The sequence below is a fragment of the Mycobacterium szulgai genome (assembly GCF_002116635.1).
GTDB classification, from domain to species: domain Bacteria; phylum Actinomycetota; class Actinomycetes; order Mycobacteriales; family Mycobacteriaceae; genus Mycobacterium; species Mycobacterium szulgai.
Window position 1 is genome coordinate 1 of sequence record NZ_LQPW01000090.1, and the last position, 17,831, is coordinate 17,831.

A 17,831-nucleotide genomic window follows, 5' to 3' on the forward strand; every position below is an offset into this window, starting at 1 on the left:
GGACTGGCCAAACAGCTGATGGATTGGCTACATCCCGACGGCAACTACACCGACGAGGACCGCGCCCGCAAACGCGGCCTGAGTTTGGGCAAGCAGGAACACGACGGCATGTCGCGCCTGAGCGGCTATGTGGATCCCGAGCTGCGGGCCACCCTGGAAGCCGTCGAAGCCAAACTGGCCGCTCCGGGGATGTGTAACCGCGACGACGAAGCCCCGGTGGTCGATGACCAGCCCTCCGCAGAAGCGGCGCGCCGCGACCTGCGTTCCAAACCCCAGCGTTTCCACGACGGGTTGCTCGCCGGGCTGCGCGCGCTGTTGATGTCCGGAGAGTTGGGTCAGCACAACGGCTTACCAGCCTCGATCATCGTCACCACCACGCTCCAGGAACTACAAGCCGCGGCCGGGCGCGGGCGCACTGGCGGCGGCACCATCCTGCCCATGTCCGACATCATCCGTTTGGGCCGCCAGGCCAACCACTACTTGGCCATCTTCGACAACGGCACACCCCTGGCGCTGTATCACACGAAAAGACTCGCCTCCCCGGCACAGCGAATTGTCTTGTACGCCAAGGACCGCGGCTGTTCGGCACCGGGCTGCAATACACCGGGGTACTACTGCGAAGTGCACCACTGCACCCCGTATGCCCAGTGCCGCAGCACCGACATCGACCAGCTCACCTTTGCCTGCGGCGGACATCACCCACTGGCCGAAAAGGGCTGGGCCACTAGGAAAAACGCCCACGGCGACACCGAATGGATCCCGCCGCCCCACCTCGACCACGGCCAGTCCAGGACAAACAGCTTCCATCACCCCGAAAAGCTGCTGGCACCCGACGACAACCCCGACGGAGACGACCCATGAGTCGCCGTCGTAACACCATGCTCACTCGCCACGGCTTGGTGCGCGGTTGCGCGCTCCCACGCCAAGGTCGCTCGTATCGTCACGTCTCCGACAGGCACCTCGGCGATTAGGGTCAGTCGGTCGTCGTCGAGCGTGCTGTGACGCAGTTGCGTCGTACCGATCCAGGTGGGTAGCAGCGAGACCGTCACGTCGTGATAGACGGCACCCGTCGCCTCGTCGACCCGATAGGGGCCGGCATAAGCGAGGTAGTCGTTGGCGGCCGCCTGCGATCGATCAGCCCGCATCAGTTGAGCCGACATGTAGCCGTCGGCCGTGTAAATGATCAGACCCACTGCCTCCGCGCCCAGCGGATAAAGGACCGGGCCGCCTTGATCGTCTTGCGCCGCATAGGAAATCAGCCGCCAGGTGCCCACAATCTCGTTGCCCAACATAAGAACCAGAACTTTCGCTCGTATGTGAATATTTCTTCGGAACTGCTTGACTGAAGCTTACCTCTTGACTGACAATTTCTTCAGTTAAATCTGTGAAGCAGATGACTGAGCGTCAAGAACCGTGGCTTTGACAGTGGTGTCGAAAGGAAAACGTCATGTCGTATTTGCTGGTAACACCGGACATGGTCGGCTCGGCGGCCGGTGAATTGACCAATATCGGCTCGGCGATCAGCACCGCCAACGCCGCGGCCGCGGACTCTACGACGCGGCTGCTTGCGGCCGGCGCCGATGAGGTGTCGGCGGCGATCTCGGCGCTGTTCAGTTCGCATGCGCAGGACTATCAGTCGGTGAGCGCGCAGGTGGCGGCGGCCCAGAGCCGGTTTGTCGCCGCGTTGGCAGCGGGCGCGCAGTCATACAGCAGTGCGGAAGCCGCCGCAGCGTCTCCACTGCAGCTTCTAGAACAGCAGGCGTTGGCAGTGGTCAACGCGCCCACGGTGGCGCTGATCGGTCGACCGCTGATCGGTAACGGCATCGACGCTCCGGCCGGCTCCGGACTGCCGGGCGGACCGGGAGGGTTGTTGTACGGCAACGGCGGCCACGGCGGGTCCGGCGCGATTGGCAAGGCCGGCGGTGCGGGCGGGGCAGCGGGGTTGTGGGGTAGTGGCGGCGCCGGTGGCACCGGTGGCACGGGCGCAGCCGGTGGTGCCGGCGGGTCAGGCGGGTGGCTATACGGGTCGGGTGGCGCCGGTGGGGCCGGCGGGATCGCCGGCACTGCGGGGACTGGTGGCGCCGGCGGAACTGGCGGCAACGCTGGACTGTGGGGCCACGGCGGACCCGGTGGCGTCGGCGGGGCCGGCAGCGACGGCGGCAACGGCGGCACCGGCGGCACGTTGTACGGCAACGGCGGCCACGGCGGATCCGGTGGAGCGGGCGTCGGCGGCGCCGGCACCGGCGGGCACGGCGGCAGCGGCGGCAACGCCGTCGGCTTGTGGGGTGACGGCGGCCAGGGCGGAGCCGGGGGCGTGGGTGGGACTGGCACCAACGGTGTCAACCCCGGCCTGGCATCACCGGTGACCGCGGCCGCCAACGGAACCGACAACTCGAACAACCCAGGGCTGCCGGGCGGTAACGCCAGCAGTGGCACCGTGACCGGGCAAGCCGGCGGGACGGGCGGCGACGGCGGCAACATCTTTACCGGCAACCTCAACCCGGCCAACGGAGCCCCGGGCGGTCATGGCGGTGACGGCGGCGCAGGAGCGCCCGGCGGCGCCGGCGGTAGGGGAGGCTTCGGTGTCAACGGCGACACGATCGGGGCGCCTGCGACGGGCGGACGTGGCGGCGACGGTGGCGGCGGCGGGGCCGGCGCACCCGGTGGCGCCGGCGGTGAAGGTGGGGAAGCCGGCAGCAAATCCGCCGGGGGCGCCAGCTCCGGTGGCAGCGGCGGAACCGGTGGCAACGGCGGCACCGGTGCGCCTGGCGGCGCCGGCGGCCGGGGTGGCTACGGTGGCGACACCCCGACCAATCCGGCCCAGGGTGGGTTCGGCGGAACCGGCGGTAACGGCGGCGACGCTGCCAACAACGCCGGTTCCGGTGGCAGCGGTGGCGTGGGCGGTGCCGGCGGACACGGCGGCCTACTCGTCGGCAACGGCGGCGGCGGCGGTCTGGGCGGCGCCGGCGGCACCGGAGGAATCGGCGCCGCCGGCGGCGTGGGCGGTGCCGGCGGAACCGGAGGCGACTCGCAGTTGATGCGCGCCGGCGACGGCGGCATTGGCGGAAACGGCGGTATGGGCGCGCCCGGCGGCATGGGCGGGGCAGGCGCCGACGGCGGCGCGGGCGGCGCGGGCGGATTCTTCGGCCACTCGGGTAGCGATGGTGCCGGCGGCATGGGCGGCACCGGCGGGACGGGTGGCGGCGGCGGTAACGGCGGGGCCGGCGGTGCCCCGGGAACCGGAGCCAACTCCGGTAACACCGGCCCGGGCGGGCTGGGCGGCAAGGGCGGCCTGGGTGGCGTGGGCGGCGTCGGTGCGCCGGGCAGCGCCGGCTTCGGTGAGATGGGTGCGGCGGGCGCCGACGGCGCCCACGGCTGACCGCCGGCACCCACCCGGTCTACCGCGGCTTGATGGCAGCCGCGGTAGACCGGCAAATCAGCTGCTCACCGTCGCAGTCCCCGCCGCGACCCGGTCACAGAATTCGGCGAGGACATCGACCGTCGCCTGCGGCGCCTCAAACGGCCAGAAGTGGCCGGTGTCGAAGAGATGTACGTCGCTGCCGGCCGGCAGCATCTCCAAAAGCTCTGTGCCCTGGTAGAACTCGCGCGGTTGCAGGGGATCGTGGGCGCCTTGCAGCAGCAGCACCGGAGCCTGCCACGACCGGATGAGCCGGGTTCGGCGGTCCACCCACTCTTGGCGAAACGATGACGAATGGAAGTAACGCGGCACCGCGGTGGCAATTCCGGGGTGGCTGAACTCTTCATAGGTACGCAGTAAGTCCTGCGGGTCCACCGGCCGTTCGGTGAGCCAGCTGTAGACGGTCGCCACGAACTGACGGGCTGCGCCGAGCATGGCCGGTGCATCCGGCGATTGCATCAGTTCTTGCTGCGGGTGCAGCCGAGGATGCAAATGCCAAAAGTGTTGCTGGCCGCGGCCGTATCCCCGGACCCGCTCGCCCATCGCGGCCACCAGGTGATCGCCCACCGGGGTGCCGCGATCATGGGTGATCAAAGTGAAATCGCCGATCTGCAGCTCGTCGAGGAGGGCCCCGAGCTGCTCGGCGACACCGACCTGGCGGTAGTCGCCGCTGCGTTTGTCGGATTGGCCGTAACCTTTGAGGTCGATGGCCAGGCAGTGGTAGCGCTGGCCCAGGGCTTCCAGGGCGTAGTGCCATTGCCACCACGAGTCGGGCAGCCCATGCAGGAAAACCAGGGTGGAATCCGACGGGGCGCTCGATTCCACGAAATGCCATCTGACGGTCTCGCTGTCGCCCGGTGCGTCGACGAACCGGTGGACAGCCGTCACCGCGCCCAGTTGTTCGATATCGCCGTCTTGGTTGGATCGCGGCGCAGTAACCTCGCTCAATTGGCCGACCATCTCGGCGGCGGCGTTAATGGCCTCGACCAGCCCTTGGTCCAGGTTTTCGCGGACTCGCTGTGGAGGTTCGGTATAGGCGAACGTTGCCGGCTGACCAGAAGACCTTGTCATCGAGATTCCTTTCCTGCGAACGAGGTAACGCGCTGAGTGGACTGGAGCTGGCCGCGCCACAGCGGTAGCCACCACGATGGGTTGGGCGGTGCGGGCAGGCGTCGTACCTTACGATGCCGCCCGCGTCGTGGCATCGGAAAGAGCGTCAGCAGGATCAAAGTCAGTCCGGTGATGGCAGCACCCGCGGTGAAGGCGTGGGTAAGGCCGACGATGAAGGCATCACGAACGGCGTCATGCACGCTGGGGCCGAGCGCACCGAGCTGAGGATCAGCGGCGACATGCATTCCCGCGGCGGGAGATTCGCGGATCGTGCTCGCTGCCTGAGCCGGTACGGCGGTGGGCAGCTGAAGTTTGTCGCGGTAGCCGGCACTGAACAGCGAGCCGAGTAGGGCGATGCCAAGGGCTGCGCCCAGTTCACGGGTCACGTCGTTCATCGCCGAAGCCACGCCTTGTTTGTCGGCCGGCAGCGAGTCGACGATGGTGTTGGTGGCCGGCGTGGCCGACAGCGCCAGGCCGCCACTGAAGACCAGCATGCCGATCAGCAGATCGGTGTAGCCGGAAGTCGTTTGAAGCCTGGCCAAGAGGATGAATCCGGCCACCATGCAGGCCAGGCCGGCGCCGATCACGATACGGTTGCTCAGGCGCTCAGCAAGTTTCGGCGCGATCGCCGACACCGGGAGCACCACCGCGGCCATCGGCAGCAGTGCGAATGCGGACTTGAGTGGCGCGTAGCCGAGCATGAGCTGAACGTATTGCTGCGCCACGAAGAAGAAGCCGAAGGTGCCCAGGAATTGAATGACCAACGCCGCTGTGCCGGAACTGAATCCACCGTTGGTGAACAGCCTCGGGTCCAGCATGGGCCGCGCCGTCCGCAACTCATGCACTACGAACAAGGCCATTGCCGAAACAGCGACCGCGAACGCGGCGATCACGGTGGAGTGGGTCCAGCCCTGTTCGGCTCCTTCGATGATTCCGTACACCAGCGCGCCGATTCCGAGGGCGCTCAACCCCGCGCCCGGAAAATCCGGTGCGGGTTCCTCCGCGCTCTTGGTGTTGGGCACCAACACCACGGTGACCACCAGCGACACGGCCGCCATAGCCGCAGTCCCGATGAACGTCGAACGCCAGGAATAGTGTTCCAGCAACAGGCCACTGAGCAGCAGACCCAAAATGGAACCCGCACTGGCGAATCCGGCCCAGATGCCCACCGCCCGGCCCTTTTGGTCCGGGTGGACTACGGCGGTGATCGTCGACAACGTGCTCGGCATGATGAACGCTGCGCCGACGCCCATGATCACCCGGGCGATGATGATCATGTGCGCAGAGCCGGCGGCCGCGGCCAGCGCATTGGCCAGCCCGAACAATAACGTGCCGCCGATCAGGGTGCGCCGGCGGCCGAAGTCGTCACCGATCGCGCCGGCCGGCAACACCAGCGCCGCGAGCGCGACGGTGTACGCATCGGCGATCCAGGTGAGATCGGTGGCGCTGGCCCCCTTGTCCAGGGCGATGTCGGGCAACGCCACGTTGACGCCGGCGACCGCTGACATGACAACTACCAGCGCTGCGCAGCAGGCAAGTACGACGCCGCGAGGATCACTACGCATTTCAATCTCCTGTCTAGCTGTCACTGTTGTCATTGCGCGGGAACACAAATCGGGGCATTGCGGCACAGAGGGCGCTAAGTTGACGGCTTGCAAGCATGACGGTGCGATCGGGCCGGACGATTACCGCAGTGGTATCACCGCGCTCCAACCATTGCGCCAGTTGACTTTCCGGTGGCGCGTGCACAATGGCGGCCCCGCGCTGGCGAAGCAGCTCGCGCTGAGTGCAGGTGGGCGGCTCAGCGGTGATGAGGGCAAACCCGTTGCCCAGCAGCGTGTCGAGCCGAGCCCCGACCGGCAGCGCAGGATTCGGGCAGAGCTTCCCGGCCAGCCTTCGGCCGTCAAACGTCCTGCGCACCAACGCGCTTTTGTGCAGCGCCGGGGTCCGGCTGTTGGTGACAAGCCCCCGCGCGCCGGGGATGAGGTGCAGTCGCGGTACCACTGCGTTGCGCACGGCGTTTCCGACCCGTCCACCGGCTGTCATCGACCAGCCCATGATCAGCGCCAGCCTGATCATGGCCTTGGCGTGGGGTTTGCGTTCTTGTTCGTAGCTATCGAGCACGTCGGCAGGCAGGTTCCTGGTGAGCACTCCGGCCAGCTTCCAGGTCAGATTCGTTGCGTCGCGGATCCCGGCGCCCATACCTTGGCCGATGAACGGGGGTGTGAGATGAGCGGCGTCGCCGAGCAGAAAAACATTGCCGCGCCGCCATGAGTTTGCGACGCCGGCGCCAAAGGTGTATTCGGCGATACGCACCAGGGACAGTGCTTCCACCGAAACATGCTGCAGCCAAGGCGAAATCAGTGGCTCCAGGTCCTGTATGGTGGTGAAATCGTCGGCGCTCTCGCTGTCGTGCAGCCGAAATTCCCAGCGGTACCGGTTGTCGCCCACACGCATGTATGTGGCCGCGCGGTCTGGATTGCAGACTTGGTACACGCCGTCCCACACTTCGAGGGTGGCGTCGGTTACCACGTCGACGACCAGCCAACGCTGGGAGAAGCGCATATTCCCCATCGCCGCGCCGATCGCGCCGCGAACGACGCTGTTGGCGCCGTCGCAGCCCAACACGAAGCTGGTGTCTACGACGTGCTGCTCGCCGCTGATCCGATCGTTGAACGTGACTTGAGCCCGTCCGGCCTCAGGTTGACGGATCTGGGTGACCTCGGAGTTGCCGCGGAATTGAACCATGCTGTGCCGCTTGAGATTTGATCGCAGCAGGCCTTCGAGTTCGGGTTGATCGAACATGTTGGCTTGGGGGTATCCGTGCATGCTATGTGCCGGATCGCGGTCAAACTGAGCCAGGGTTCGCAGATCCCTGTCTACCAGCCGCAGGCCCAGCGCGGATCGCGTGATCGCGGTGAATTCCTCACCCACCCCAAGCCAGCCGATGATTCGCCTGATCTCGTCGTCGAGGTGCACGGCCCTGGGTTGGGGATATACGGTTTCCCAGCGGTCAAGCACCAGCGACGGTATGCCGTACTGTGCTAGCCGGGTCGCCGCGGTGACGCCGGTCGGTCCGGCGCCGACGATGACGACCGGTACCGAGTCCGGTGACGTATTCATTTGTACGCCACCATGGTTCGCTGCGTCCCCAGGTCGATGGTGCCGTCGTCGGTGGACACGCTCGCCTCGACCAGGTCGCCGTCGTGAAGGTAGCGAGCGTTGTTCGCCTGTCGCTTGAAGAAGGCTTTCCACTTGACGGCGGGCGGCAGCAGGGAACTGATGACTTCGACGGGCTTCGGGGGAGCGCTGAGCGCGGTGCCCGCCGGAGTGCCGGTGAGCACCAGATCTCCCGGCTGAAGTTGCTGAAAGCGGGTCAGCGCCTGGAGCGCTTGCAGCGGCGAGTAGATCATGTCGGCACCCACGGTCATGTCTTGCCGGGTTTCGCCGTTGACGTGCAGGCGCAACCGCAGCTCGCCGAAGCGGTTGAGCTCGTCGGCGTTGAGCAGCACCAGCGCCGGGCCGACGGGAGTGAACGTCGGATACGACTTCGCCTCGTAGAACTGCGTTTTGGGAAGCTGGACGTCGCGGGCTGACACGTCATTGGTCACGACCAGACCGGCAATGTAAGCGGACAGATTCGCCGGCGTAACGGTGGCACCGACGTTGAGTTCGCGGCCGATGACCAAACCGATCTCGACCTCATAGTCGAGAAATCGGACGTGCTCTGGTTTGACGATGTCGTCGAACGGTCCGCTGATCGACCCCGAGGCCTTACGGAAGAAGGTCAGCGGAATGGTCTTGGGGTTCATGCCCGAGTCCTTGACATGAGAGGTGAAGTTGGTCATCTGGGCGACTACCCGGCACGGCGCCGTCACCGGTGACACGAGTTGCAGGCTCTCGACCGGTACCGCGTGATCGCCTGCTGCCGCGGCGTCGATAGCGGCACGGTCGGCGAGCAACTCGCCGGTGCTCACCGCGTTGGTGTCGACTTTGACTGCACCACTGGCTGTTTGCACCCACCAGGCGTCGCTGGTGTGCAGGATGGAGATGGTCATGAGTTGGCTGCTTTCATCAGGCCGATCAGGCGACGGGAATCTAACTCGTTGGTGCGTAGCGCGCCGAACAATGAAATAAGTTCGCGCGGAAGGGATTTCGAACTGGTGCCCAGGAAGTCTTTGCTGGGAGCAGGCCCCCATTGAGCCAGACCTGATGCGCTGAACGGGGCCCATCCCGGCTCCAGTGAGCAGTCGAACATGTCTCCGTCGGTGAAGTGTTCGACCATGAACCCGTCCGGGTCGCGCCAGTAGTCGAAGATCTGGCTGCCCTGGATGTGGCGGCCGACTCCCCATGACCGGCGGTAACCGCATTCGGCGAGGTATTCACCGCCTGCCGCCAGACTGTCGAGATCGCATACCTGGTAGGCCGAATGGACGTAGCGGTTGGACAAGCCCAACGACAGGGCCAGCGTGTGGTGATCGGTCGGGGTTTCTCCGCGGTCGCAGCGGATGAAGCTCATGTTGGGTCCCCGCTCGCGCTGGCCGGGCAGATACAGAAAGTCGCTGACGATCATCCCGAGGGTGTCGAGGTACCAGTTCAGCGTCTGCATGTAGGTAGACGTCTGCAAAACCAGGTGTCCGAGCCGTTGCACCGTCGCGGGCTTGCGCAGCGGGCGCTGCGGCGTGTTGACGCGATGCAGCGTGGGCCCGAAGTTGAAGGTGTGCGGCGTCTGGGCCGGCAGCGACGCGAGCTCGTGTGTGCCGGCAACCACGCGCACTGTGACGCCGCTCGGGTCAATCAGGTCGACTGCCAGACCGCCTAGGTGCGGGGGCAGATTGTGTGGCCGGCACCCCGTCGCGGCGGCCAGCCGCCGGAGGTCGCTTTCGTCCTGGGCGCGGAAGGCGACTGCGGCGAAGCGCGAACGCTGGCCACGCCGGACCAGTACGCACGGCGACCCTGCGTCGGTGCCCCGCAGCTGCAGGCTGTCGGGTGTGTGGTCGGCGATGGCGAACCCGAATGCCTTGGCGAAAGTCTCAGTGCGATCCAAGTCCGGCTTCTCGAACTCCAGCCATGCGATGTCGTGAACTTTGATCAGCGGGTCGCGGGAACGCCCGGGATGCTCACCGCGGTGGGCGCCGCACTCGCTGTGTAAGTCGCCGTGTGTCCCGACGTCGTGCGTCATGAAGGCCTCCGAAACTCCGTAGTTGCAGATATCTTCACTCAAGAAGCAATGCTCAGTCAAGAGATTTTGAAGAAATCGTCAGTATCGAGATGACATGTCAGCAGGGATCAGGGCGGGGTTGACAGGGTATCGAACTATTGTTCGAATAGAAGGATGCGCTGGGCTGGTCAGGCGGTCGCGGTCGACGGAATCGCAGTCGACGACGGGGCCCTGCCGGGGCTGCAGCGGATCGGCTTTGTCCGTACCGTGCGTGTCCCGCATTTCGACGGCATCACCTTCCACGAGGTGCTGTGCAAGTCGGCTCTCAACAAAGTGCCCAACGCGGCGGTCCTGCCGTTTCGCTACACCGTCAACGGCTACCGCGGCTGCTCGCACGCCTGCCGCTACTGTTTCGCCCGCCCCACCCACGAGTACCTGGACTTCGATCCGGGCAACGATTTCGACACCCAGGTGGTGGTCAAGACCAACGTCGCCGAAGTCCTGCGCCGCGAGCTGCACCGCCCGTCCTGGCAACGCGAGACCGTGGCGCTGGGCACTAATACCGACCCCTACCAGCGCGCCGAGGGCCGCTACGCGCTGATGCCGGGCATCATCGGCGCGCTAGCCGCATCGGGTACGCCGCTGTCGATCCTGACCAAGGGCACCCTGCTGCGCCGCGACCTGCCGCTGATCGCCGACGCGTCCCAACACATACCGGTGTCGGTAGCGGTGTCCCTGGCGGTCGGCGACCCGGCGCTGCACCGAGAGGTCGAGCCGGGTACACCCACCCCGCAGGCGCGGCTGGGCCTGATCAACGCGATCCACAACGCCGGCCTGGACTGTCATGTGATGGTTGCGCCGGTGCTGCCACACCTCACCGACTCCGTCGAGCAACTCGACCGGCTGCTTGGCCAGATTGCCGCCGCCGGCGCCACCGGTGTCACGGTTTTCGGCCTGCACCTGCGGGGTTCGACGCGTGGCTGGTTCATGGAGTGGCTGGCCCGCGCCCACCCCGAGCTGGTCGGCCGATACCGCGAGTTGTATCGGCGCGGAGCGTATTTGCCACCGCACTACCGCGAAAACCTGCGACAGCGTGCGGCGCCACTGATCGCGAAATATCGGCTTCACGGTGACCACCGTCCTGTCCCGCGCACGCCCGAAGCGATGCCCGAACCGCTACAGCCGACGCTGTTTTGACCTAGCCGCCCCGGGGCTTGGTCACGGTGAATTGATCCACCAACATCACCGCGCCGAACAGTCCCGTCACCGCGTAGTGCGTCACCTTGATGGAAGTGTTGCCGCCCGGCTGGCCCGGATCGACATCGAAAACGGCGAAGCCGTAGGGGTTTTCGCGATCTCGGAAGGCCGACCACGGCGCATCTTCGGTCACCCGGATCGGTGGCCGGCGCCCGGCCGCTGGGTCGAGGTCGCCGACGCCGGTGATCACGCGGCACCGGGGCTCGGCGAACAACACGCCGTTGGTAGGGCTGGCGGTCCCACCCCCACCGATGACGAGGTGGACCGTTCCACGCGTCGTGTCGATGAGGTCGGACCGGGTATCGACGGGAATTGGTGTGCGAGTGGCGCTGTCCATCGTGCCGCGCACGGGATGCGACCGCTCGTAGTGATGTTCGTGGCCGCACACCACCAAATCGACCCGGTACTGATCGAACAATGGCAGCCATTGCTGCCGGATCCCGAGGTCGGCGCCGTTGGAATAGCCGCGCTCGCCAGTGGAGATCGCCGTCTGGTGCATGCACACGACGATCCAGTCGATCCACGGGTCGCGGCGCGCGGCCGCGAGTTCGCTTTCGAGCCAACGCCTTTGCTCGCCGCCGGAGTAATTGTGTACGTAAAAGCTCCCGCCGTCCTGATAGCATACGTCGTCGTTGTTGAGGCTGATAACGCGGACCGAACCCGCGGTGAACGAGTACCACAGGCCACGCAGTTCCGGGCTCGATCCGGAATCGGGCACTGCGAAGTAGGTCTGGTATGCGCCGAAACCGACTGGGCCGTTGCCCATTTCGTTTTCATGGTTGCCGGCCGCGGGCATCCATGGTCGGTGGCGCGCCGAGCGGGTGTTGTTATCGAACCAGTCCGACCAGGTGCGGATCCGGTCCTGGGAGAGGTTGGCGTAGCACAGGTCGCCGTTGACGAGATTGAACAGCGGGGTCATCCGCTCGATCGCACTGGTGGTATCGGCGGCTGCCGGCGTTCCGTTGTTGTCGTTGACGTACTTGCCGTTGACCAGCTTTCCCAGGGTGGGGGTGCCCTGATCGCCGAAGCTGGTGAAGCGCAGCGGTTTTCGTCCGGTTGGCGCGGTTCTTATGGTGCCCAGCTCCGGGTTGGCGCCGTCGTGCACGGCGGCGTAGACATAGTCGGTGTCCGGCGTCAGATTGGTCAAGCGAGCGTGGTTGACGCGAACCTCGGTGTTGGACTTGGCATCCCGGTAGGTTCGGGTTTGGGCGGCCACGGTGGTGCCGAAGCCCGACGCCGGTGTACCCAGCATGACGCGTGGATTGCCGACGGCATCGGTGGTGTGCCAGGACACCACCACCTCGGTGGCCGCGTTGCGGCCGAATTGCAGGTGCAGGCCGCCCACCGGCGGCGCCCCGCTTCGATCGGGCTGATACCAGACTCCGGAACCCGATGGCCGCGACCACAGCACCGAAGCCCCGCCCACTCCGACACCGCCGAGCACCGCCGAGGTCGCGGCCGTCGTCAGCAGTCTGCGCCGGCTGATGCCCCGGCTGTCGTCGCTCACCCGAATAACCCCTTAATGACGATGCGGCTCCAGCAAGGCGGCCTGGCCGATGGTCGGGGGATTGGCTGCCAACCAGGACCGGGTTTCCGCGTGCGAGCGCTCGATCAGTGTCGCGGCGTGGGAGAAGTCCAGGCCGGAGGTGGCGACTGGGCACAGTGGCGGGATGACCCGCAGGTCGGCGCTCTGCTCGAAGCGTGCGACGTCGACGGCCAGCCGATGGTTGACGGCGATGGTCATGGCGTGCAGCACCATGCTCATCGCGGTCTTCGGGGTCGCGGGCAGATCGCACGAGTAGCCGGTGGGCAACACCCAGACCCGGTCGGCACCGAGCGCCACGGCATGAGAAACCGGGGTGTTGTTGACGACACCGCCGTCCATCAAGTCGCGGCCGTCGATGTTGACCGGGGGAAATACGCCGGGTATCGCGGCGCTGGCCGCTATAGCGTCGACCGCGTTGCCGGACGACAGCAATACGTCGGTACCCGAGATTACGTCGGTGGCCACCACGTGCAACGGGATCGGCGCGTCCTGCAGGCGGGCGAACTGAAGGTTGTCGGCCAGCACCCGGCGCAGACCGGAGTTGGGTACCACGTGCGTTCGGCGCCCCAGCATGCCCAGCGCGCCGGCCACCGGATGAGTGGGGAAGATATCTTTGCGGGACAACGAGATCCACAGCTCGGCGAGCCCGCGAATACCGGCGGCATCGGCCCGTGAGGCGATCCATCCGCCGTTGACCGCGCCGACGGAGGTGCCCACGATCAGGTCCGGGGTTATCCCCTCGTCGGCCAGGGCGCGCAACATCCCCACGTGAATCGACCCGAGGCTGGCGCCGCCGGACAGGACGAAGGCCGTAGGCATAGATGCATCGTAGGGACTTCGTCGGGGAATGCGGGGGTAACGATTCGGGTAGCGTTCTCGATATGACGAACGTGCGAACAGTGGCAAGCGCGATCGCGGCCTTGGCCGTTGCGGTTAGCTTCATGGCACCGGCCACCGCGCATGCGGATCCGGCCGGCCACCAAGTTACCTACACGATCACCAGCACCGGCAACCTCACCGGCAATGTGCGCTACATCAACAGCGACCCACCGAGCCAGGCGGCCTTTAACGCCAACTCGTCGCAGTACCTGAACACCGTACAGACGGCGTTCACCGCCGACCAGCCGCTGGTTTACACCACCACCCTGGCCAACCCGAACCAGTGGGCGTTCGTCGCAGCCAGCGGTGGGTGCCACTGGCCGGACTGCGGTTCAGGAGCGACGCCCGAACTGCACTGCGAGATTGCCGTGGACGGTCAGGTGGTGGTCACGCAGAACGCCACCACCGGGGTGACCTGCTCGACGCGTCCCTGGTAGTAGCGGCCGTAAAGCCGCCGCCGGCGCGGATGACGTTCGGCGAGATGACGGCTGGACGGCGGTTTCCTCATTCGTCGATGTCCACAGCGATGAAGGCAGGAGCGCCGTATGCGTGCTGGTCCTCGCGGAACAAGAGCTCGTGTGCCATGTGTGAACGCCTTTCATCACGGGGTGAAAGCGATGCTTCCAGCCATTCCGATGTGTCGGGATTGTCGGTATTTAATTGCATACCAACGCTTTCCAGCAAACCTCTGAGGTCAGCGCCGCTGACCCGGTCCGCGTGAAATGTCTCAGTTGATTCCTGGCCCTCGTACCGCAGGGTAAAAGCACGGTCGACCGACCTGCCGCCGTTCGCCGGGTGGCTAATCCGTGCCGCACCGGCTCCCAGGTCCAGGACCGTGCTGTGCGGCGTGAGACGGGCTGCGGATCACAGCGGCCTCGGCGCTTCCCGAAGCCCGGCGATAACTGCCGACCTGGCTGCCGTCATCGGTTGTCGGCATGCTCACTGCCGCAAGCCGGGTGGCGTTGCGGTGCTTATTCGGCGATCTCGCCGGCGATGAAGCCAAGTACCGAGCAGGTCGTCTCGTCGGTGTCGAACAACGCCTCGTGGGACATGATCAATCTCCTTTGTCGGCCGATAAACGATTTCTATCGACGCTCGATTGTGTGTTCCAGATGCGCACTGTGTGTATCCCACAAGTGGACCTGGTTGTGTCCCCCAGACAGGGGACACACGGCGAATTAAAGGGTCAGCGTCCCGGCTCGCTGTGGGCGACGACGACGACTTCGGCCGGACCGGCGCCGACCGAGCGCAGCTTGTGGCTCACCGTCGCGTCGAAGTACGCGCTGTCGCCGGCGCCGAGCGTGACGGTCCGGTCGCCGTAATCGAGCTCGATGCGGCCCTGGTGCACGAAGACGAACTCTTGACCGGCGTGTTCGGGATGGGGGTCGTCGCAGGGGTGGCCGGTGGGCCGAACGATGAACGGCGACATGGACTTTCCCAACACACTGGAGGCCAGCGCCCGGTAACGTTCGCCGCTGCGCTGCTCGGCGTGGTCGACGGCGATCGTCTCCTCGGCCGCCTGGTCGGAGAACAGCCGGCCGACGTCGACCTCGAGGGCGCGCGCTACCTTGAGCGCCACCGCGATGGATGGGGTGCTCTGGCCGCGCTCGACCTTGGACAGGTAGCTCTTGGTCAGCCCGGTCTGTTCGGCCAGTTGCTCCAGGGTGAGGCCGCGTTGTCTGCGGACCGCGCGCAGTAGTGCAGTCAACCCGGAAGCCCTTCTACGATCATTTCATGACACAAAGTTTCCTATCCGCTAATATTGTGTCATATGGGGACCACCTTCACGGATCCGAAATCCGAACTGATGCGCCGGGCCCAAGAGCGGCTATCCGCAGACATCGCAGAATCGCAGTTGACCACCCGCCAGAAGCTGGCCCTGACCTGCCGCGCACTGTTCGACGGCGGGCACGACTCTGGCCTGGCCGGACAGATCACCGCGCGCGCCGAAGAGCCCGGTACCTACTACACCCAGCGGCTTGGTCTCGGGTTCGACGAGATCACCGAGGGCAACCTGCTGCTGGTCGACGAGGACCTCAACGTCGTGGACGGTGACGGGCCAGGGCAAGGAATGCCCAATCCCGCCAACCGGTTTCACAGCTGGATCTATCGGGCGCGACCCGATGTCCAATGCATCGTGCACACCCACCCGTTTCACGTGGCCGCGCTGTCGATGCTGGAAGTGCCGTTGATCGTTTCGCACATGGACACCACGCCGCTCTACGACGACTGCGCGTTCCTGGCCAGGTGGCCCGGCGTGCCCGTCGGCAATGAAGAAGGCGAGATCATCAGCGCGGCACTGGGCGACAAGAAGGCGATCCTGCTGGCCCATCACGGCCAGGTGGTGGCCGGTGCCAGCGTCGAGGAGGCGTGCTCACTGGCGGTGCTCATCGAACGGGCGGCCAAGCTGCAGCTGGCCGCCATGGCCGCCGGCACCGTCAAAGCGCTCCCGGAGGAGCTGGCGCGTGAGGCCCACGACTGGACTCTGACTCCGGCCCGCAGCCGCGCGAACTTCGCCTACTACGCCCGTCGCGCCCTGGCGCGCCACCCCGATGCGCTGACCAACTGAACGAAGTGGACCAACTCGACCCGAGGAGCCCGGCTGTGCCCGACATTCACGGCATCATCGCCTACCCGATCACCCCGTTCGCGGACAGCGGGATCGACACCGGGCGTTTGGCCGCACTCGTCGAAAGGCTGGTTTCCTCTGGCGTGCATGCGATCGCCCCGCTGGGCAGCACGGGAGAACTGGCCTACCTCGAAGAGTCCGAGTTCGACACCGTGGTGGACACCACCATCGCCACCGTGGCCGGCCGGCTGCCGGTGGTGGTCGGTGTCTCAGATGTGACCACCGCCAAGACAATTCGTCGCGCCCGGTACGCACAGCAGGCCGGCGCCACCGCGGTGATGATTCTGCCGGTGTCCTACTGGAAGCTCAGCGAACGCGAGATCGTCGCGCACTTCCGCAGCATCAGCGATGCGATCGCAATTCCGATCATGGCCTACAACAATCCGGCCACCAGCGGCGTGGACATGAGCCCGGAGTTGCTGGTCTGCATGTTCGAAACCATCGACAACGTCACCATGGTCAAGGAATCCACCGGGGATCTGTCCCGCATGCAGCGCATTACCGAGCTCAGTGGCGGCCGGTTGCCGTTCTACAACGGCAGCAACCCGCTGGTGCTCGACGCGCTCAAGGCCGGCGCATCCGGATGGTGCACGGCCGCACCGAATTTGCGGCCGCAGCCGTGCATCGATCTGTATGAGGCGGTGCGCGCGGGTGATCTCGAGAAGGCCCAGATTCTCTACGACGACCTCAAGCCGTTGCTGGAGTTCATCGTTGCGGGCGGCTTGGCGACCACGGTCAAGGCCGGTCTGGATCTGCTCGGCTTCCCGGTCGGCGATCCGCGCCCGCCGCTGCTGCCGCTGGAGGAGCGGGGACGCGCACAGTTGCGGGCGCTATTGAGCGCCTAACCGGGCAATCCGCTTTAACCCAAGTCGGTGGCGTTGAACGTGTTGCACTTGTTCGGGTCGCCGGTCTGATATCCGACGGTGAACCACTTCTGCCGTTGTGCGGCCGAACCGTGCGTCCACGTCTCGGGGTTGGTGCGACCGGTCACCTGCTGCTGGATGCGATCGTCACCGACGGACGCCGCGGCCGACAGCGCGTCTTGAATGTCCTTGTCGCTCAACGGCTGTAGAAAAGGCACGCCGGTGCTCTCCTGTTTGACCGTCGACGCGTAGTGTGCCCAGATCCCGGCGTAACAGTCGGCTTGCAGTTCCGTACGTACGCCGTTGCCGCCCGCCCCCTGCGCACCCTGCTGGGACTTGCCGAGCACCCCCAGCAGGTTCTGCACGTGGTGGCCGTATTCGTGCGCCACCACATACTCTTCGGCGAATGGCCCACCGCTGGAACCGAATTGGGTGACCAGCACCTGGAAGAAGTCGGTGTCGAAGTACGCCGTCTTGTCCACCGGGCAGTAGAAAGGCCCGACTTCGCTGCTGGCCGGTCCGCATCCGGTGCTCACCTGTCCGCTGAACAGTCGCAGGTGCGGGCGGGTGTAGCGGTTGGGCAGCAGTTGCTTCCACACCGCGTCAACCGAGTTGCCGGTGGCCACCACCCGGCACTGCACGAACTTGTTGGCGTCGGCCCCGGTCTTGCACTGGTTCAGATCGAAACCGGGCGCCACATCCTGGTGGGTATCGACCGGTTGCTGGCTCAGGATGCCGCCGGGGTCGACGCCGAGGAACATCGCGACGACCACCACCAGCAACCCGCCGATGCCACCGCCGATGGCAAGTCGCCCGCCACCACCGCCGCCGGACGACGAGGCGGTGCTGGTGTCAATCTGCATACCCTCGTTGAAGGTCATTGCACGCTCCCCACTGTGACCGCTGACGGGCGAAAACCAGCCTAGCGCCGCTGCGGGGTGCGAACCGAGTGGCGGTGGATCTTGCCT

At 66.0% G+C, this 17,831-nt stretch carries 16 protein-coding genes; 6 read left to right on the top strand and 10 right to left on the bottom strand.

Translation table 11 applies throughout. From position 1 onward, the window contains the following. The coding region (locus tag AWC27_RS14225) for an HNH endonuclease signature motif containing protein (RefSeq protein ID WP_139836998.1) at positions 1-861 on the top strand (861 nt) is incomplete at its 5' end. On the opposite strand, the gene AWC27_RS14230 is transcribed toward AWC27_RS14225, so the two are convergent. Beyond that, positions 807-1,289: a lipocalin-like domain-containing protein gene (locus AWC27_RS14230; protein WP_245847105.1), complete on the bottom strand. Its 483-nt coding sequence runs from the start codon at positions 1,287-1,289 to the stop codon at positions 807-809. The two genes, AWC27_RS14225 and AWC27_RS14230, sit on opposite strands and share 55 nt — an antisense overlap. Before the next feature lie 158 nt (positions 1,290-1,447). Here AWC27_RS14230 and AWC27_RS32765 point away from each other — a divergent pair, with 158 nt between their 5' ends. Beyond that, a complete protein-coding gene (locus tag AWC27_RS32765; RefSeq protein ID WP_085671082.1) occupies positions 1,448-3,379 on the top strand; it encodes a PE family protein in 1,932 nt (643 codons plus the stop codon). Positions 3,380-3,436: 57 nt separating this feature from the next. Here the strand turns inward: AWC27_RS32765 and AWC27_RS14240 are convergent, their stop codons facing one another. Genes AWC27_RS14240 through AWC27_RS14260 form a run of 5 tightly spaced genes read right to left on the bottom strand, consistent with a single transcriptional unit; the run spans position 3,437 to position 9,710 of the window. Continuing rightward, positions 3,437-4,489 (bottom strand): alpha/beta fold hydrolase, encoded by a 1,053-nt coding sequence (locus tag AWC27_RS14240; protein WP_085671083.1) that lies wholly within the window; start codon positions 4,487-4,489, stop codon positions 3,437-3,439. Continuing rightward, positions 4,486-6,093, bottom strand: a complete 1,608-nt coding sequence (locus tag AWC27_RS14245; protein ID WP_169726793.1) for an MFS transporter — start codon at positions 6,091-6,093, stop codon at positions 4,486-4,488. Before AWC27_RS14245 ends, AWC27_RS14240 begins: the two co-directional genes overlap by 4 nt. 13 nt (positions 6,094-6,106) lie before the next feature. Then, positions 6,107-7,651, bottom strand: coding sequence for a bifunctional 3-(3-hydroxy-phenyl)propionate/3-hydroxycinnamic acid hydroxylase MhpA (gene mhpA, locus AWC27_RS14250; RefSeq protein WP_085671085.1), 1,545 nt, complete (start codon positions 7,649-7,651; stop codon positions 6,107-6,109). Next, positions 7,648-8,586 (bottom strand): fumarylacetoacetate hydrolase family protein, encoded by a 939-nt coding sequence (locus AWC27_RS14255; protein ID WP_085671086.1) that lies wholly within the window; start codon positions 8,584-8,586, stop codon positions 7,648-7,650. The genes mhpA and AWC27_RS14255 overlap by 4 nt, the downstream gene beginning before the upstream one ends. Next, positions 8,583-9,710: a VOC family protein gene (locus AWC27_RS14260; protein WP_085671108.1), complete on the bottom strand. Its 1,128-nt coding sequence runs from the start codon at positions 9,708-9,710 to the stop codon at positions 8,583-8,585. Before AWC27_RS14260 ends, AWC27_RS14255 begins: the two co-directional genes overlap by 4 nt. A gap of 153 nt (positions 9,711-9,863) precedes the next feature. Between AWC27_RS14260 and AWC27_RS14265 the strand changes: the two genes are divergently transcribed. Then, a complete protein-coding gene (locus AWC27_RS14265) occupies positions 9,864-10,886 on the top strand; it encodes an Rv2578c family radical SAM protein (protein WP_085671087.1) in 1,023 nt (340 codons plus the stop codon). A 1-nt stretch (position 10,887) separates the two neighbouring features. Here the strand turns inward: AWC27_RS14265 and AWC27_RS14270 are convergent, their stop codons facing one another. Beyond that, entirely contained in the window at positions 10,888-12,453 is a 1,566-nt protein-coding gene (locus AWC27_RS14270) for a purple acid phosphatase family protein (RefSeq protein ID WP_085671088.1), read from the bottom strand. A 12-nt stretch (positions 12,454-12,465) separates the two neighbouring features. Next, the gene (locus AWC27_RS14275) at positions 12,466-13,311 is read right to left on the bottom strand and encodes a patatin-like phospholipase family protein (protein WP_085671089.1); all 846 of its coding nucleotides are present in this window, start codon (positions 13,309-13,311) and stop codon (positions 12,466-12,468) included. 62 nt (positions 13,312-13,373) lie between these two features. Here AWC27_RS14275 and AWC27_RS14280 point away from each other — a divergent pair, with 62 nt between their 5' ends. Next, positions 13,374-13,808, top strand: a complete 435-nt coding sequence (locus AWC27_RS14280) for a hypothetical protein (protein WP_085671090.1) — start codon at positions 13,374-13,376, stop codon at positions 13,806-13,808. Between the two features lie 749 nt (positions 13,809-14,557). Here AWC27_RS14280 and AWC27_RS14285 read toward each other — a convergent pair. Continuing rightward, the gene (locus tag AWC27_RS14285) at positions 14,558-15,079 is read right to left on the bottom strand and encodes a helix-turn-helix domain-containing protein (protein ID WP_085671091.1); all 522 of its coding nucleotides are present in this window, start codon (positions 15,077-15,079) and stop codon (positions 14,558-14,560) included. Between the two features lie 63 nt (positions 15,080-15,142). On the opposite strand from AWC27_RS14285, the gene AWC27_RS14290 reads away from it, so the two are divergent. Then, on the top strand, positions 15,143-15,940 hold the full coding sequence (locus tag AWC27_RS14290; protein ID WP_085671092.1) for an aldolase: 798 nt from the start codon (positions 15,143-15,145) through the stop codon (positions 15,938-15,940). Between the two features lie 35 nt (positions 15,941-15,975). Then, positions 15,976-16,845: a dihydrodipicolinate synthase family protein gene (locus tag AWC27_RS14295; RefSeq protein WP_085671093.1), complete on the top strand. Its 870-nt coding sequence runs from the start codon at positions 15,976-15,978 to the stop codon at positions 16,843-16,845. A gap of 14 nt (positions 16,846-16,859) precedes the next feature. On the opposite strand, the gene ypfJ is transcribed toward AWC27_RS14295, so the two are convergent. Then, positions 16,860-17,744: a KPN_02809 family neutral zinc metallopeptidase gene (gene ypfJ, locus AWC27_RS14300; RefSeq protein WP_085671094.1), complete on the bottom strand. Its 885-nt coding sequence runs from the start codon at positions 17,742-17,744 to the stop codon at positions 16,860-16,862. Positions 17,745-17,831: the final 87 nt, after the last annotated feature.

Excerpts from the sequence above, each read along its gene's own strand:
- mhpA (WP_085671085.1), bottom strand. The coding sequence starts at position 7,651 with ATGAATACGTCACCGGACTCGGTACCGGTCGTCATCGTCGGCGCCGGA.
- AWC27_RS14245 (WP_169726793.1), bottom strand. The coding sequence starts at position 6,093 with ATGCGTAGTGATCCTCGCGGCGTCGTACTTGCCTGCTGCGCAGCGCTG.
- AWC27_RS14280 (WP_085671090.1), top strand. The coding sequence starts at position 13,374 with ATGACGAACGTGCGAACAGTGGCAAGCGCGATCGCGGCCTTGGCCGTT.
- AWC27_RS14290 (WP_085671092.1), top strand. The coding sequence starts at position 15,143 with ATGGGGACCACCTTCACGGATCCGAAATCCGAACTGATGCGCCGGGCC.
- AWC27_RS14260 (WP_085671108.1), bottom strand. The coding sequence starts at position 9,710 with ATGACGCACGACGTCGGGACACACGGCGACTTACACAGCGAGTGCGGC.
- AWC27_RS14265 (WP_085671087.1), top strand. The coding sequence starts at position 9,864 with ATGCGCTGGGCTGGTCAGGCGGTCGCGGTCGACGGAATCGCAGTCGAC.
- AWC27_RS14255 (WP_085671086.1), bottom strand. The coding sequence starts at position 8,586 with ATGACCATCTCCATCCTGCACACCAGCGACGCCTGGTGGGTGCAAACA.
- ypfJ (WP_085671094.1), bottom strand. The coding sequence starts at position 17,744 with ATGACCTTCAACGAGGGTATGCAGATTGACACCAGCACCGCCTCGTCG.
- AWC27_RS14275 (WP_085671089.1), bottom strand. The coding sequence starts at position 13,311 with ATGCCTACGGCCTTCGTCCTGTCCGGCGGCGCCAGCCTCGGGTCGATT.
- AWC27_RS32765 (WP_085671082.1), top strand. The coding sequence starts at position 1,448 with ATGTCGTATTTGCTGGTAACACCGGACATGGTCGGCTCGGCGGCCGGT.
- AWC27_RS14240 (WP_085671083.1), bottom strand. The coding sequence starts at position 4,489 with ATGACAAGGTCTTCTGGTCAGCCGGCAACGTTCGCCTATACCGAACCT.